The organism is Catenulispora sp. MAP12-49, from assembly GCF_041262705.1.
Classification (GTDB): Bacteria; Actinomycetota; Actinomycetes; order Streptomycetales; family Catenulisporaceae; genus Catenulispora.
Genome location: NZ_JBGCCP010000041.1, coordinates 1 through 14,771 on the forward strand (window position 1 = coordinate 1; position 14,771 = coordinate 14,771).

The following is a 14,771-nucleotide window of genomic DNA, read 5'->3' on the forward strand; positions in this document are numbered from 1 at the left end:
CTTCTACCTGGGAGCTTCGTTCATTGACATATCAAACCGGCAGATCGAGACCAGCCTGCAACCCGGCAAGATCAATCCTTAAACACCCGGCATTGATGTGTGGGTCAGTTCCTCGTGTGGGTGCGGCTGGGGTGGGGGCTTGCAGGCGTTTCTTGACGGCTTCGCGCGGGGTTTGCGGGATCCGTTGGTGGCGCGGGTCGGGGGTGGTGCTGGTTTCGTGGGGCGGCGGTGGTGTGGGCAGGCCGCCGAGCCTAAAGCCACAGTCAAGAGCAAAAGCGACAGTCAAGGTCAAAAGCGCCTCCGGCGGCGCCTGCGCGGCGAGCGGCCTCACTCCGGGGATGGGGGGCCGCGCTGCCCGGCGGCGGACGCTGCTTGTGGTCGCCTCTGTCCCGGATTCCCCGTCGCATCGTCGCCTAACGGAAGCAGACCGGTCCGGTGGTATCAAGTCGGATCGCCCAGCTGGTGGCCAGGTATCAGCGACTTGACACCACCGGCCCGGCCTGCTTGGCTTCGCCCGCCGAAGCGACGGGGAATCCGGGACAACCCCGGTCTGTGGTGTGGACCGGGTCCACTCGGTGAGGCACAGCGGCGGCCAGGTGGTGTGCGCGTGAGGTGCGGGAACCCTTCCCACAGGCGGGGGTTGTCCCGGATTCCCCGTCGCTTCGGCGGTGCTTGCACAACCATCCCGGACTGGGCGGTGTCAAGCCGCCGATACTGGGCCACAGCAACAGTGATCCGGCTTGACACCGCCCAGGCCGGGATGGTTCCCTCCGGGCGACGAAGCGACGGGGAATCCGGGACAAAGGCGACCACAAGCAACGACCGGCAGCAGCCAGCGCAACCCCCACTCCCCGGAGCGAGGCCGCTCGCCGCGCAGGCGCCGCCGGAGGCGCCTGTAAGCCCTTGACCTTGACCTTGCTCGTGCCCTTGCTCGTGCCCTTGCTCGTGCCTTTGATTTTCGCAGTAGAGCCAACCACCTACCCACACCACCACCGCCCCACGAAACCAGCACCACCCCCGACCCGCGCCACCAACGGATCCCGCAAACCCTGCGCGAAGCCGTCAACAAACGCCTGTGACTGTCAACCCACCAACAAACCGCAACCAGCCACACCCACCAACAGGCCAGGGGCGCCGCTTAACCCGCCAGAGTGCCCTGGTGGAAGTACATCCGCCAGCCGGTCTCCGTCAGACGCCACACCGAGCTCCCGGTCCGGGGATGCGCGCACCTCGGGGTCCAGGAGGCGCAACTCGGCGTCGATGGCGGCTTGGACGGGCTGGTCGGGCTGGTCGGGCTGGTCGGGCTGGCCGTGCTGGTCGTGTAGGCCGTGTTCGTCGGTCAGGGTTGAAGGCTAAGGGCGCGGTTCGGGTCGAGCCGCCGACACACCCCCCGTCACCGCAACCCCGACTCCACCCCCGACCGCTGCCGCGGAATCGCCGACAACCGTTCCCGCACCAGCGCCGCCTCCGGTCGCCGGGCGGCCTCGAACACCGCGAGCGCCTCGCGCCAGTTCTCGCGCGCGCCGGCGTGGTCGCCGCGGTCGCGCAGGGCGTCGCCGAGGCGCATCGAGGACAGGGCCGCCTGCGTCGTGTCGCCCTCGGCGAGGCAGGCGGCGATGGCGCGGCGGTAGCAGGTGCGGGCCTCGTCCAGGTCGCCGAGGCGGTGGTGGACCAGGGCCAGGCTGTCCCAGAGCATGCCGATGTGGTCCAGGCGGCCGCTGGCGACCTTCAGTCTCAGTGCCTTGCGGCAGCTGGCCAGTGCCTCCGGCAGGCGGCCGAGGTGCGCGTAGCTCCAGCCCAGTGCGTTCAGGCCCATCGCCTGGCCGTGGCGGTCGTCGGCGGCCTCCGCGTACGCCAGGTACTCGTTCAGCAGCGGCACCGCCGCGGCGAGGTCGCCCTGGACCACGCGGACGTTCGCCACCGTCCGCTTCGTCTCGGCGACGCCCTCCCCGTGGCCGGCCTCGCCGTACAGCTCGAGCGCCCTGCCCAGGTGGCGCAGGCCGCCCTCGGGGTCGCCCAGGCGGGGCAGGTCGCGGCCGAACATGCGGTGCACGTGCGCCTCGGCCACGGGGTCGGCCAGGCGCCGGGCGGAGTCCAGGGCCAGGCGGGCGTTGGCGACGTCCTCCTGCAGGCGGCCGATGCGCGCCAGGCCGGTGGACAGCGCGCACGCCAGCTGCCACACCTCGGCGTCCAGTCCCGCCGCGGCCACCGCCGGGACCAGGACGCTGAGAACCTCGCGCTCGCCGTTGAACCACGCCCCGCCGCCGGCGGTGTCCCGGACCGGCGTGAACACCGTGTCCGGCCCGGGCGGCGGCAGTTCCGCGGGCGAGGGCAGCGCGACCGTCGAGACGTAGACGTTCGCGCTCACCGCGGCGCGCAGGTAGTGGTCCACGAGCCGCCGGAACGCCGCGTCCCGCTCGGCCCCGTCCTCCTCCGCCGCCAGCCGCTCGGCCGCGAACGCCTCCAGCAGCCCGTGCCGTCCGTACCGGCCGTCCGCGTCGACCGCCGCCATGTTCATCGACACCAGCTCGGTCAGCGTCGCCTGCGCGTCGGCCATCGACAGACCGGCCAGCGAGGCCGCCGCGGCCATCGACAGATCAGGCCCCGGATGCAGCGCCAGCAGCCGGTACAAGCGCGCCGCCTCCGGGCTGAGCTGCCGGTACGACCACGACAGCACGGTCCGCACGTTCACCGCCGCGTCCCCGCCGTCCAAAGCGCCCAGGCTGCTCCCGATCTCGCCGAGCTGCGCGGCCAACTCCTCCAAAGGCGTCTGCGGCCGCACCCGAGCACGCCCCGCCGCGACCACCAGCGCCAGCGGCAGGTGAGCGCAGTGCTCTGCGATGGCAGCGAGTGCCTCCTCGTGCCCGCTGGTCCGCTCGGCGCCCAGCCGCACGTTCAGCAGATCCCGCGACTCGCGCGCCGACAACGGCTCCAGCTTCACGCTCTTCGCGAAGTCGATCGTCACCAGGCTGGCCAGCGCACTGCGGCTGGTGGCCAGCAACTGCGCCGGACCCATCGGCGGCAGCAGCGGACGCACCTGATCGGAGTGCCCGACGTTGTCCAGCACGATCAGCACCCGCTTGTCCGCGATCACCGCCCGATACAGCGCGACCCGGCCGGCGGCGGTGGCCGGCATCCGGTGCTCCGGGATCCCGAAGCAGTCCAGCAGCGTCCGCACCGCCTCGTCGACCGTCAGCGGCGCGCCGCGATCGGCGAACCCCTTCAGATCGACGTAGATCCGACCGTCCGGATACGCCGGCGCCGACCGGTGGGCCCACGTCAGCGCCAACGCCGACTTGCCCACCCCGGCCATGCCCACCAGCAGCGTCAACCCCGGCAGGTCCGGCGGATGGTTCCCCCGCATGGCCTCGGTCAGCAGAGCCAGTTCGCCCTCGCGCCCGACGAACCGCCGCGGCGACGGAGGCAGCAGGTCCGGGAACGGCGGTTCGGTCGAGAACGCATCGGCTTCCCGCACGGCCGCGAGCGCCCCCGGCATCGGCAGCTCCGCCACCCCCGCCCCCAACCCCGCCGCCGGCCGCGTCACGGGCCGCGGGCCGAGCAGGTCCTCGACCATCGCGCCGACACCGGCGCCACGCAGCGTCTGCTCATAGAAACGGCGCAGCATCGGCGACGGCTCGGACCCGATCTCCTCCCGCAGCCGCAGCCGCACCTGCCGGTACCACTCCTGCGCGTCGGCATGCCGGCCCGCGCCGTACAGCGCGAGGAAGTGCCGCTCGTGGAAGGGCTCGTTCAGCGGATGCGAGCCGGCCAGAGCCCGCAAAGCCGGCAGGATCGCGTCGAACTCACCGCGGGCCAGATGCGCGTCGATCCGCAGCTGCTCCAAGCGGATCCGTAGTTCCTCCAAGTACGGCAGGTACTCGCCGCGCAGCTCGTCGGACTCCACGTCCGCCAACGCCTCGCCGCGCCACAGGCCCAGTGCCGTCGCAGAGGCCTCACAAGCCTGCGACCAGCGTCCCTCCACGGCCGCCGCGCGCGCCCGGCATTCCAGGTCCGCGGCCCGCACGTGGTCGATCTCGTCTCCGGCCTCGGGGGCGAACAAGTAGCCGCGGCCCTCGTGCCGGACCCGCGAGGCACCGTCGGGCCCGAGCACCGCGCGCAGCCGGGAGACGTACGTCGCCAGCCCCGAACGCGCCCCGGCCACCGGCCGGTCCGCCCACAGCGCACCGACCAGCGCGTCGAACCCGACAACCTGTCCCGGCCGCAGCAGCAACGCGGCCAACACCGAACTCTGCTTCCCCGCGGGTACCGGGACCTCGACGCCGGCGTCATCCCACACCTTCAACGACCCCAAGACCGCGTAACGCATGTCCCGCCCCATCCGTCGAACCCCGCCCGGCTCCCGCGCAATGCGCGCGCAATCCGGTCCGGCCATCATGGGCAAAAACGTTGTCGAATGTCGAGGAGCATCCACGATGGCCAGCCAAGCGGCGTTCCAACTGACCCCCCAGATCTGGCGGATCCCTGCCGGACCGTTCGATTTCGTCAACAGCTTCGCGATCCTGGAGGACGACGGCCGGGTCGCACTGGTCGACACCGGCATGCCCAGCTCGGTCAAGCGCATCGAGGCCGGGCTGAAGGCGATGGGCAGGAGCCTGCCCGACGTCCACCGCATCGTGCTCACCCACGCCCACGGCGACCACGCCGGCGGGGTGGCGAAGATCAAGGAGAGCACCGACGCGGACGTCTCCATCAGCGCCATCGACGCGCCCTACGCCCGCGACGGCCACGCCCCGCGGCGTGACGGCTCGACGCTGGGCGGCAAGATCCTGAACCTGCTGGGCCCCGGGGCGAACAAGTTCGCCAAGGTGATCGTCGGCGAGGAGTTCGCCGACGGCGACGTGCTGCCGGTAGGCGGCGGCCTGCGGGTGACGCACACCCCCGGCCACACCCCCGGGCACGTTGCGCTCCTGCACGAGGCCGACGGCGTCCTGATCACCGGCGACTCGATCTGGAACGTGCGGAAACTGAGCTGGGGCGTCCGCGCGTTCTGCAACGACATCAAGCTCAACCAGCAGACCGCGGACGTCCTCGGCGAGATGGACTACGAGATCGCCGCGTTCACCCACGGCAAGCATGTGACCCAGAACGCCCGCGAGACCGTACGGCGCTACCTGAAAGAGGCCAAACGCGCATGACCGACCGGTTTATCCACCGAACGGCTCAGCCTGCACCTGCTCACCGTCGAGGAGGGACGCCGCATCGTCGACGTCACGCCCGGCGAGCAGGACAGCTGGGCCGCGGACTTCCCGATGCAGGACGACCGTGACGGCGTGCAGGGCTTCCTGGGCGCGGCCGAGGCCGGGCACGACGCCGGCCCGTTCGGCTGCTACCGGATCGACCAGGACGGCGCGGCGATCGGCACCATTGCCCCACCCGTCTCCCACCACCGCCCGTTAAGGAGACGCTCCGCGTCGCAGTATTGATGGGGCCCCGGACGAGGAGGGCCAGGTCATGTTCGGCTACGGGCTCGTGCCCGGCGCCCGCGGCCACGGATACGCGACCGAGGCCCTCGGCGGTCTGGTGGCCTTCTGCCGGTCGCACGCTGAGGTGCGCACGATGGTCGCCGACACCGAGACCGGCAACGCCCCCTCACAACGCGTCCTGGACAAGACGGGCTTCGCGCTGGTGAAAGAAGAGGGCGGGCTGTACTTCTACCGGCAGGACGTCACGGAGTCCTGATGACCGTGGATTCCCGGACGACGAGATCGGTCGCGATCTCGACGGGCTCGTCCGGGACCGCCGCACCGGCCAGCGCCGAGGCCAGCATCCGCGCCGCCTCGGCCCCCATGTCGCGCAGCGGACGGCGCACCGCGGTGAGCGCCGGCGCGCCGAGCGCGGCGTGTCCGGCGTCGTCGAACCCGACGACCGCCACACTCTCCGGCACCGGCAGGCCCGTCATCCCGAGCATCTGCAGGACGCCCGAGGCCGACAGGTCGTTGTGGGTGAACACGGCATCGAACTCGATCCCGTCGGCCACGGCCCGCGACACGGCCACGCGGCCGGACTCGCCGGAGTAGTCGCCGGGGAAGCAGGCCTGCTGGGGTATCGGGAATCCGGCCTCGGCGAAGACGCCGGTGAAGGCCTCCAGGCGCTCGGCGGTGCAGTCGTAGCCCTCGGGTCCGGCGAGCACCAGCGGCCGGTGCCGGCCCAGGCTCAGCAGGTGCTCGGCGGCCTGTCGCGCGCCGGGGCGGTTCCCGGAGGCCACGGCCGGTATCCCCGGCCCGGCATCCCGGTCGCCGATCAGGACCACGGGCAGCGCGGCCGAGGCCATCGCGGCCACCGCGGGCGCCGTCTCCTCGGGCTCTATCACCAACAGGCCGTCGAAGGCGTTGGCGTCGACCTGGCCGGCGAAGCGCCGGAAGGAGTCGTCGCCGCGGGTGCGGGTGAACAGCATCAGCCCGTGGCCGCTGTTCTCCATCGAGTCCACGACGCCCTGCATCACCTGCGCGAGCCACGGCCGGGTGAGGGCGGGCGCGAGCACGCCGACCACCCCGGTCCGGCCCTTGGCCAGCGACACCGCCCGGGCGCTGGGCACGTAGCCGAGCTCCTTGACGACCCGCCGGACCCGGGCCTCGGTGGCCGCGTCCGTCTCCCCTTTTCCGTTGAGCACCCGCGAGACCGTGGCTTTGCTCACCCCGGCTCGCAACGCCACATGGGCGATGGTGACCCGCATTCCGTTCCCCCGTCCTACGTGCCAAACCCCCAGCAGGATTGTGGCACGGCAGCCGATCGTCTACTGCCCCTGCTGGGGATCCATCGGCCGCAGCTGCCCGCCGGTGTCCAGGACGCCGACGCCGCTGCCGGTGGCGGCCGCCGCGCCGGTGAGGATCACGGCCGCGGTGTGCTCGGGTGCTGCGACCGTCTGGCGCACGGCTCCGGCGCCGTCGACGACAGAGACCTTCACCACGTGCCGCGACCCGGCGACGAGCAGATAGGTCTTCCCGTCCGGGGCGCGCCACCGGGCCTGCGCGACGACGTTCTGCCCGAGCGCCGAGCAGGACCTGCCGTCCGACTCGCTGCCGGTCGCCGTCGCCGGGGCCGCGACCGCCGGCGGCAGGAACTCGCTGGTCGCCGAGCCGCTGCCGCTCCACTGGTCGGCGCGCACGCAGACCCACGACGCAAGGCCCTGAGACTCCGGCAGCGGCTGCTGCGCGAAGACCCAGGTGTCGACCTGCTTCACGTCCTGGCCCCGCAACGCCGACAGGCCGCAGGCCACCCGCGATTCGGCGCCGTACGTGTCCACGGTCGCCACCTCGCGCGGCGCCTGCGCCGGGTCGATCTTCGGCGGCGCGGTGTACAGCAGATTGGTGCCGGTCACGCCGCCGAGGTCCGTCATCGCGACCGTCTGGCCGCCGACCGCCGGGGCCGCGTGCAGCTGGATCAGCGGCCAGGAGCCGCAGCCGGACGCCGGCGGCGCGGGCACGGCCGCGGTGACGCCGTCGGACACGGCGGCGGGCGTGGTCGCGACCGCCGGGGTTCGCAGGTCCCTGACACCGACGGTGTCCACCCACGGCGCCACCAGCCAGCGATCGCCGGCCGCGGTCGAGCGCAGCACCACGGCGCCGGCCGAGGTCTGATCGGAGTCGTCGGCGCGCACCACGTCCAGGCGGACCGGATCGTCGTTTGTCGGGGCGTCGGGCTGCGTGTAGCGGGCCAGCCGCGTCGAGTCGAAGAGGAGCACGACGGTCGCGCCGTCCAGGTGCCCGCTCCACAGGACGTGGACCGGCTGCAACGGCGGGCCGTCGGCGACATCGGGCCCGGGCTTGTAGACGTCAGGACGCTGCGTCGTCCAGGCGTCGAGCGCCTGCCCGACGGCCGTGGACGAGGTGGCGTCCCCGTCACCGCGCGCCGGCCACACGCCGAAGTCCAGGCGCGGACTCTGCTGCCACGCGGCGCCGTCCACCTGCACCGGGGTGCGCGCGGCGGCGTTCGCGGCGCCGGCCGCCGCCTCCGCGCCGCTCGGCCCGGAGCCGCCGACGCCGATCACGACGGCCAGCACCACGGCCAGCGCGGCGCCGCCGACGGCCGTCGCGACCCGGACCTGGCGCCTGCGCCGGGACAGGTCGGTGGGGCGGGTGCGCAGCGTGCAGGGGTCGAACTCCGAGGATTCCAGGACGTCGGCCGGATGTTCGGCGAGCAGCCGCTGCGCCGTCTCCAGCGCCGCCGGCACGCCGCGCACGCCGGTGTCGGCGAGCAGCGCGGCCACCTCGTCGGCACCGAGGTCCTCGAGCGCCAGCAGCACGTACGCCATGCGCGCGGTCACGTTCAGACCGCGCAGCGCGGCGTCCACGGCCAGCTCCTGCGACCCGCCGCCGAGCGGGAAGAATCGCAGACCCCAGACATAGGGCTGGTGCAGGGAGCGCGGCCACCACCTCCGGCGCAGCACCGCGGCGACGACGGCCTGGCGCAAGATGGCGTAGGAATCACCGTCCGCCCGCTTCGGCGAGCGCCGCACCAGCCGGCCCGGCAGCGTGCGCTGCGCTATGGCGTGCGCCGCCAGCACCCGGCCGTGCCGGTCGCCTTCTGGCGGCAGCGCCAGGTACGCGATGCGGACCAGGCGCGAATAGTGCAGCACCAAAGCCGCCTCGAGATCCTCCCGCCCGCCGGCGGGGCGGTCGCGATCGTCGAGCACGAGGGCTCTCCCTTCTCCGGGGTGAAGAACGATTCACGGTGCGGATAGTCACCACGATCTGCGTTTTTCATCAACCACCGCGCCACCGCACCGCTACCCCAACCCTGTCAGACCAAGAGCACTCTTTGTCAGTTGTTTGCCATGAGTGGCGCACAGCTCCTTTGTCAGAACCCTGGAGCAGACTGAGAAGCTATGGCTACCTGGCAACAGTTCGCAGACGCAGCACCCGACCTGGCCGCCCCGATCCGGGCCCGCCTGACCGCGACCAAGCACCACGTGCTGGCCACCCTGCGCACGACCGGCGCACCCCGCGTGAGCGGCACCGAAGTCGACCTCACCGACGACGGCCACCTCCGCCTGGGCTCGATGGCGGAAGCCCTGAAGGGCAAGGACCTCAAGCGCGACGGCCGCTTCGCCCTGCACGCCAACCCCGGCGACGGCTCGATGGACGGCGGCGACGCGAAGCTCGCCGGCGTCGCGACAGCGGTGCCGAGCGGCGACCCGGAGGGCTCGGACCTGTTCGAACTGGACATCCGGGAGGCGGTGCTCACGACGGTCGAGAACGACGAGCTGGTGATCCGCCTGTGGACGCCCGAGGGCGGAGTGCGCGAGATCCGGCGGAAGTAGCGGGCCCGCGGGGAGGCGGCGGCGCGGGCCGGCCCGGCGGCAGCGCGGCGACTTGGCTTCGCGGACCAGCGACCTGGCAGCGCGGCGGCTTGGCAGCGCGACCGAGCGGCCCAGCAACTTGGCAGCGCGGCCGAGCGGCCCAGCAACTTGGCAGCGCGGCCGAGCGGCCCAGCAACTTGGCAGCGCGGCGATCTGGCTTCGCGGCCCGGCAGCCCGGCCTCCCCTACCCCAAAAGAATCCGCCGCGTCCGCCCCGGCGCGCTCGCCGGGAGCTCGTCCAGGATGTCCCCGAGCGACACCGCCGCGAGGCTGGCCCGCCATGCGGCGTGCGCCTCGGCCATGGTGCGCGCCAGCGGGCAGGTTTCCTGGCACTCCTCGGCGGCCAATGCGCCTCGGCCCTGCTGGCGGATCTCGCGGCACTCGTACGGCGCGGCGGCTCCGTCCACCGCCTCGACCACCTGCAGCATGGTGATGTCCTTCGCGGGGCGGGCCAGGCGGAAGCCGCCGCGGGGGCCGGTGGTGGCGGCCAGGATGCCGGCGCGGGTCAGGGCTTGGAGCTGCTTGGCCAGGTAGGGCGCCGGGAGGTCGTAGTAGGCCGCCAGCTGCGCCGCCGAGGCGGTCTGGCCGGGTTGCAGCTGGGCCAGGGAGGCGGCGCAGTGCAGGACCCATTCCGTGCTGGTCGGCAGCTTCATGCCGGCGATTCTATCTCAGAGATTGCGGATCTATTTAGTCCGAGATAGAGTCGGCGGCACGATCCCGCACGCAGCAGGGTCCTGCGGCCGGACGGGTCCAGGTCCCGCGATCAAGGAGAACCTCCATGCGCATCGCCGTCGCCGGCGCCACCGGCAACATCGGAACCCTCACCGTCGCGGCCCTGGAGCGTGCCGGGCACGAGGTGGTGGGGATCAGCCGCAAGCAGGGCGTGGACCTGATCTCCGGGGACGGCCTGGACGAGGCGCTGGCCGGGGTGGACGCCGTCGTCGACGCCAGCAACGGGCCGGCCGCCTCGCCGGAGGAGACCGTCGCCTGGTTCGGCAAGGCCACCGAGAACCTGCTGGCCGCCGGGGAGCGGGCCGGCGTGCGGCACCACGTGCTGCTGTCGATCGTCGGCGTCTCCCGCACCGAGGGCAACGCCCACTACGCCGGCAAGCGGGAGCAGGAGCGCCTGGTCGAGGCCGGGAACGTGCCCTGGACGATCGTCCCGGCCACCCAGTTCCACGACTTCCCCGCCATGGTCGCGGGCTGGGTCACGCAGAACGGCGTCGCCCCCATCGCCCCGCTGCTGCTGCAGCCGATCGCGCCGGCGGACGTCGCCGCGGTGCTGGCGATGGTCGCCGTCGGCAAGCCCACCGGGCGCTTCGCCGACGTCGCCGGGCCGGAGAAGCAGGACATGGTGGACATGGCGCGGCGCACGCTGGAGGCCCGGGGCCAGAGCGTCAAGCTGGAGCCGACGTGGGACGGCGGCCTGTTCGGGCCGGCGATGGCCGGGAACACCCTGCTGCCCGGCGAGCGCGCGCACATCGCGCCGACGACCTTCGACGAGTGGCTGGAGCAGGAGCGGAAGTCCGCGGGGCAGTAGCCGCGGCCGGCAACCGTCAGCCGGCAGCCGCTCCGCTACCCCTCGATGAGGGCGACGACCTTGAAGCGCTCCAGCAGCGCCTCGGTGTCGTCGTCCACGGTGAACTCCGGGTCTTCGAGGTAGCGCCGCATGGTGTCGCTGTGCCAGAAATCCTCATGCCCGACACGCCATTCGGCGACGGAGGCGCAGCCCTCCCCCTCGTCGAGGGCGTGCCGCAGATCGACGTCGCCGAGCAGCGCGCACCGCACCTCGGTCGTCTCGATCACGGCCAGCGGCCGCTCGTCGCTGCCGAGCACCACCGCGCGCTGCCCGACCTCCGGGAACGGCTCGTTCTCCCGGCGGTATTCCAGGACCAGCGACGTGGTCGAGGTCTTGCTCCCGTCCAGGATCGCGGCGTTGAGCTGGTCGCGCAGCGGGCCGGGGAAGGCGAAGCCGGTGGTCGGCAGGTCCGCGACCTCGGCGGCGGAGACCGCCGGGTGCTCGGTCGTCCCGGTCATCAGCCCACTCCCAGATAGCGCAGGACCGCGAGCACGCGCCGGTGGTCGACGTCGGTCTGCGGCAGATCGAACTTGGTGAAGATGTTGGCGACGTGCTTCTCGACCGCGCGCTCGCCGATCACCAGCGTGCCGGCGATCGCGGCGTTGGTCCGGCCCTCGGCCACCAGCGCCATCACCTCGGTCTCGCGCGGGGTCAGGCGCTCGGCGCGGTCCGGCCGCCGGTTGGCCCCGACGAGCTGCGTGACGACCTCCGGATCCAGCGCGGTGCCGCCGGAGGCGACCCGGGTGAGCGCGTCGACGAAGTCGTCGATGTCGACCACGCGCTCCTTGAGCAGGTAGCCGACGCCCTTGGAGCTGTACGCGAGCAGATCGGTGGCGAAGCGTGCCTCGACATACTGCGAGAACATCAGGATGCCGAGATCCGGATGCCGCCGCCGCAGCTCGACCGCCGCGCGCACGCCCTCGTCGGTGTGGTCCGGGGGCAGGCGGATGTCGACGACCGCGACGTCCGGCCGGTGCTCGTCCACCGCGGCCAGCAGCGCCGGCGCGTCGCCGACCGCCGCGGCCACCTCCTGCCCGCGCGACCTGAGCAGCTGCACGAGGCCGTCCCGCAGGATCGCGGTGTCCTCGGCGATGACGATGCGCACGGTGGTGGCGGCCCTTCGGTGCGGTGACGGCGGTGACGGCGGCGGCAACGTTGGCGGCGTTGGCCGCGATAACGGCGATAACCGCGTTGGCGGCAGGTGGGACCACCGTAGCGCGCGCTCAGGCCTTCAACGGCAAAGCGACCGTCACCACCGTCGGCCCGCCCTCGGGACTGTCGATCCCGATCGTCCCGTCCACGGTCCCGACCCGGTCCGCCAACCCGGCCAGCCCGCCGCCCGGCCGCATCCGGGCACCGCCGCGCCCGTCGTCCGCGACGCGCAGCGTCAGCTGGCGCGCATCGGTCTGGACCGTCACGGTCGCGCGCGTGGCGTGTCCGTGCTTGGCGACGTTGGTGAGCAGTTCGGCGGCGCAGAAGTAGGCCATGGTCTCGATCGCGGCGGCCGGACGCGGCTCGGGGACCCGCACCGTCAGGTCCGCCGGGATCGGGCCGTTGGCGGTCAGCGTGCGCAGCGCCGTCTCCAACCCCTGGTCCAGGGTCGGCGGGTGGATGCCGCGGACCAGGTCGCGCAGTTCGGCGATCGCGGTCTTCGCCGTGACCTGCGCCTGGTCGATCAGCCCCCGGCTGTTCTCCAGCCGCGGGTCGTCGGCCGCCTCCCCGCCCAGGCTGTCCTTCAGCATCACCAGCTGCATGCCGAGGGCGACCAGCCGGGCCTGCGCGCCGTCGTGCAGGTCGCGCTCGATGCGGCGCAGTGTCGCCGCCGAGTCGTCGACGGCGTAGCTGCGCGAGCGCTCCAGCTGCCGGACCCGCGCCGCCATCCGGCCCGAGCCGAGCACCACGCGGTAGAACCGCAGATCCAGCCCCACCAGCTTGCGCGCCGTCCACGCCGCCAGCGCGACGGTCAGCAGCCCGGCGGCGGTGAGCAGGAACGAGCGCGGCAGCGTGTCGAACCAGAACCCGAAGATGTGCAGTCCGCGCCGGACGGTGCCGTCGGGCCGGCGCGTGTAGAGGTCGTCCCAGTTCCGCATCAGCGGCCAGAACACCCACAGCAGTCCGTAGACCCACAGCCCCACGCCGACGATCAGGTTCAGCAGCGCCACCGGCAGCCGCACGGACAGGAACGCGGCCTCCGTCCAGCCGCCGCCGTCGGCGCTGAGCATGAAGCGCCGCCACGCCAAGGCGCCCCGCTCGGTGCGTTCGGCCGGCGGCTCCAACCGCTCCCCGAACAGCCGCAGCACCAGCCCTCGGTACAGCACCCCGAACCCCCGCGCCGCCGCGATCCCGACCGCTATCACCCACGGCCCGAGCGGCGTCACCGACATCACCACGCCGAGCAGCAGCAGTGCGCTGACCCCCGCGAACGCGACGGCCCACAGCACCGAGCTGGCGACGAGATACAGCGACGCCGCGACGAACCCGATCCGCGGCCCTTCGGATTCGGCAACGTCGGACTCGGCAACGCCCCCAGCGGGCTGTGACGGCGTGGTGAGCATGCCACCATCATGATCGACCGCAGACCGCCGGCCCAGCGTGCGGGCACGAAGGTTCCGCGGTTCGGTTAACCGCCCCATCCGGATGACCGCTCCGGCATCCGGCCTGCTCAACCGAGACACCGCCCCACGAACACGCCGTTCGGATCCCAGGCCGCCTTGATCTCGCGCAACCGGGTGAGCTCCGCGTCGCCGAACGCCCGCGCCACCGGATCGTCGGCGCCGAGCCAGGCCAGCGGCGTGCGCGCGGTCACGGCTTCCCGCCTCGCCGCCGGACCCGCGAGGAAGACCGCGAACTCGCCGTCGAGCGCGCCGTGCGGCCCCTTCGCCGAGGACTCGGCCAGCCGTCCGCCGAGATGCCGCACCTGCACGGCCGAGGCTTCCGGCACGGCCAGTGCGCCCAATGCATCATCGATCTCTGACAGCACCGCCGCCCGAGCCCGCCCCGGCACCGGCTCCACCGGATCGCCTGTGAACCCGCCGATCTCCGCCGGAGGCAAGGACCGGCAGGTGTTCAGCACCTCGCCCCCGAGCGCCGCGAACGGCTTGAGCGCCACCCGGGCGTCCTCCTCGGCCCCGAGGAACGCCGCCGACATCGAGACCGTGGCCGCCGTTCCGGGGACCCGCGCCGCGGTCACCCGCACCGACAGCTCCTCCGGCGCCGACGCCACGACCTCCGCCAACGCCGCCATCACCTCCGAAGCCGCAGCCGCCGGCCACACGATCGTCCCGCCGAACGCTTCCGGCGCCGGGTGCAGCTGCACCTCCACGGCGGTCACGAGCCCGAAACCGGCGCCTCCGCCCGACAACGCCCAGAACAGGTCCTCGTTCTCGTGAGCGCTGGCCCGCAGCAGGTTCGCGTCGGCATCGACGACCTCGAAGGCCACCGCGTCGTCGGATGCGAGTCCGTACTTGCGCGCGAACCAGCCGAGCCCGCCGGTGAGCGCCAGATCCGCCACGCGCTCGTGGGTCGAGCCGGCGACGGAAGCCATCAGCCCGTACGGAGCCAGCGCGGCTCCCAACTCCCCCGCGCGCACCCCGGCCCCGACCTTCGCGATCCGCGAACGCGCGCAGACCGAGATCCGGTCCAGACCGTCGGTGCGGACCACGATCGTGTCCGGGTCGAAGTCGTCCCAGCCATCGGTCCCGGTCGCCACCCGCGCCCCCACGCAGGGGGCGAAGCGCACCAGATCCGCAGCATCCCCGGCGTTCAGCACCGTGCCGGGCCCCGTCTCAGCTCGTTCCATGCCTCGATCGTTCCATCGGGTGATCAGCCGGGTAAGTGCGCCGATCACCCGTCCCGGTAACGGATTCCCCGTCGC

The 14,771-nt window shown here is 72.7% G+C and carries 14 protein-coding genes; 6 read left to right on the top strand and 8 right to left on the bottom strand.

Annotation, left to right across the window (positions count from 1 at the left end):
• Positions 1 to 1,151: 1,151 nt before the first annotated feature.
• A complete protein-coding gene (locus ABIA35_RS42100; protein WP_370361706.1) occupies positions 1,152 to 1,325 on the top strand; it encodes a hypothetical protein in 174 nt (57 codons plus the stop codon).
• A gap of 68 nt (positions 1,326 to 1,393) precedes the next feature.
• On the opposite strand, the gene ABIA35_RS42105 is transcribed toward ABIA35_RS42100, so the two are convergent.
• Positions 1,394 to 4,327 carry a BTAD domain-containing putative transcriptional regulator gene (locus tag ABIA35_RS42105; protein ID WP_370361708.1) on the bottom strand — a complete coding sequence of 978 codons (2,934 nt, stop codon included), beginning with the start codon at positions 4,325 to 4,327 and terminating at the stop codon, positions 1,394 to 1,396.
• A 106-nt stretch (positions 4,328 to 4,433) separates the two neighbouring features.
• Between ABIA35_RS42105 and ABIA35_RS42110 the strand changes: the two genes are divergently transcribed.
• From ABIA35_RS42110 to ABIA35_RS42120, 3 genes are all read left to right on the top strand, one after another.
• Positions 4,434 to 5,156: an MBL fold metallo-hydrolase gene (locus ABIA35_RS42110; protein ID WP_370361709.1), complete on the top strand. Its 723-nt coding sequence runs from the start codon at positions 4,434 to 4,436 to the stop codon at positions 5,154 to 5,156.
• Between the two features lie 114 nt (positions 5,157 to 5,270).
• On the top strand, positions 5,271 to 5,444 hold the full coding sequence (locus ABIA35_RS42115) for a hypothetical protein (RefSeq protein ID WP_370361710.1): 174 nt from the start codon (positions 5,271 to 5,273) through the stop codon (positions 5,442 to 5,444).
• Positions 5,445 to 5,472: 28 nt separating this feature from the next.
• Positions 5,473 to 5,700 (top strand): GNAT family N-acetyltransferase, encoded by a 228-nt coding sequence (locus ABIA35_RS42120; protein WP_370361711.1) that lies wholly within the window; start codon positions 5,473 to 5,475, stop codon positions 5,698 to 5,700.
• On the opposite strand, the gene ABIA35_RS42125 is transcribed toward ABIA35_RS42120, so the two are convergent.
• Together ABIA35_RS42125 and ABIA35_RS42130 are read right to left on the bottom strand one after the other, a co-directional pair.
• Positions 5,687 to 6,694 carry a LacI family DNA-binding transcriptional regulator gene (locus ABIA35_RS42125; protein ID WP_370361712.1) on the bottom strand — a complete coding sequence of 336 codons (1,008 nt, stop codon included), beginning with the start codon at positions 6,692 to 6,694 and terminating at the stop codon, positions 5,687 to 5,689. The genes ABIA35_RS42120 and ABIA35_RS42125 overlap by 14 nt on opposite strands.
• Before the next feature lie 60 nt (positions 6,695 to 6,754).
• Positions 6,755 to 8,653: a hypothetical protein gene (locus tag ABIA35_RS42130; RefSeq protein ID WP_370361713.1), complete on the bottom strand. Its 1,899-nt coding sequence runs from the start codon at positions 8,651 to 8,653 to the stop codon at positions 6,755 to 6,757.
• A gap of 192 nt (positions 8,654 to 8,845) precedes the next feature.
• Here ABIA35_RS42130 and ABIA35_RS42135 point away from each other — a divergent pair, with 192 nt between their 5' ends.
• The gene (locus tag ABIA35_RS42135) at positions 8,846 to 9,280 is read left to right on the top strand and encodes a pyridoxamine 5'-phosphate oxidase family protein (protein ID WP_370336646.1); all 435 of its coding nucleotides are present in this window, start codon (positions 8,846 to 8,848) and stop codon (positions 9,278 to 9,280) included.
• A gap of 223 nt (positions 9,281 to 9,503) precedes the next feature.
• Here the strand turns inward: ABIA35_RS42135 and ABIA35_RS42140 are convergent, their stop codons facing one another.
• Complete coding sequence (locus ABIA35_RS42140) at positions 9,504 to 9,971, bottom strand: Rrf2 family transcriptional regulator (protein WP_370336644.1); 468 nt, start codon at positions 9,969 to 9,971, stop codon at positions 9,504 to 9,506.
• 125 nt (positions 9,972 to 10,096) lie between these two features.
• Between ABIA35_RS42140 and ABIA35_RS42145 the strand changes: the two genes are divergently transcribed.
• On the top strand, positions 10,097 to 10,858 hold the full coding sequence (locus ABIA35_RS42145) for an SDR family oxidoreductase (protein ID WP_370336642.1): 762 nt from the start codon (positions 10,097 to 10,099) through the stop codon (positions 10,856 to 10,858).
• 35 nt (positions 10,859 to 10,893) lie between these two features.
• On the opposite strand, the gene ABIA35_RS42150 is transcribed toward ABIA35_RS42145, so the two are convergent.
• The 4 genes from ABIA35_RS42150 to ABIA35_RS42165 all read right to left on the bottom strand — a co-directional run bounded on the left by ABIA35_RS42150 (position 10,894) and on the right by ABIA35_RS42165 (position 14,696).
• Positions 10,894 to 11,355 carry an ASCH domain-containing protein gene (locus tag ABIA35_RS42150; protein ID WP_370336640.1) on the bottom strand — a complete coding sequence of 154 codons (462 nt, stop codon included), beginning with the start codon at positions 11,353 to 11,355 and terminating at the stop codon, positions 10,894 to 10,896.
• The gene (locus ABIA35_RS42155) at positions 11,355 to 12,002 is read right to left on the bottom strand and encodes a response regulator (RefSeq protein WP_370361714.1); all 648 of its coding nucleotides are present in this window, start codon (positions 12,000 to 12,002) and stop codon (positions 11,355 to 11,357) included. Before ABIA35_RS42155 ends, ABIA35_RS42150 begins: the two co-directional genes overlap by 1 nt.
• A 118-nt stretch (positions 12,003 to 12,120) precedes the next feature.
• Complete coding sequence (locus ABIA35_RS42160; protein ID WP_370361715.1) at positions 12,121 to 13,452, bottom strand: sensor histidine kinase; 1,332 nt, start codon at positions 13,450 to 13,452, stop codon at positions 12,121 to 12,123.
• Between the two features lie 107 nt (positions 13,453 to 13,559).
• On the bottom strand, positions 13,560 to 14,696 hold the full coding sequence (locus ABIA35_RS42165; RefSeq protein WP_370361716.1) for an FAD-binding oxidoreductase: 1,137 nt from the start codon (positions 14,694 to 14,696) through the stop codon (positions 13,560 to 13,562).
• Positions 14,697 to 14,771: the final 75 nt, after the last annotated feature.

Bases quoted from the DNA above. Each gene is read 5' to 3' on its own strand.
- ABIA35_RS42165 (WP_370361716.1), bottom strand. From the start codon at position 14,696: ATGGAACGAGCTGAGACGGGGCCCGGCACGGTGCTGAACGCCGGGGAT.
- ABIA35_RS42115 (WP_370361710.1), top strand. From the start codon at position 5,271: ATGCAGGACGACCGTGACGGCGTGCAGGGCTTCCTGGGCGCGGCCGAG.
- ABIA35_RS42125 (WP_370361712.1), bottom strand. From the start codon at position 6,694: ATGCGGGTCACCATCGCCCATGTGGCGTTGCGAGCCGGGGTGAGCAAA.
- ABIA35_RS42140 (WP_370336644.1), bottom strand. From the start codon at position 9,971: ATGAAGCTGCCGACCAGCACGGAATGGGTCCTGCACTGCGCCGCCTCC.
- ABIA35_RS42145 (WP_370336642.1), top strand. From the start codon at position 10,097: ATGCGCATCGCCGTCGCCGGCGCCACCGGCAACATCGGAACCCTCACC.
- ABIA35_RS42160 (WP_370361715.1), bottom strand. From the start codon at position 13,452: ATGCTCACCACGCCGTCACAGCCCGCTGGGGGCGTTGCCGAGTCCGAC.
- ABIA35_RS42110 (WP_370361709.1), top strand. From the start codon at position 4,434: ATGGCCAGCCAAGCGGCGTTCCAACTGACCCCCCAGATCTGGCGGATC.
- ABIA35_RS42105 (WP_370361708.1), bottom strand. From the start codon at position 4,327: ATGCGTTACGCGGTCTTGGGGTCGTTGAAGGTGTGGGATGACGCCGGC.
- ABIA35_RS42135 (WP_370336646.1), top strand. From the start codon at position 8,846: ATGGCTACCTGGCAACAGTTCGCAGACGCAGCACCCGACCTGGCCGCC.
- ABIA35_RS42120 (WP_370361711.1), top strand. From the start codon at position 5,473: ATGTTCGGCTACGGGCTCGTGCCCGGCGCCCGCGGCCACGGATACGCG.
- ABIA35_RS42150 (WP_370336640.1), bottom strand. From the start codon at position 11,355: ATGACCGGGACGACCGAGCACCCGGCGGTCTCCGCCGCCGAGGTCGCG.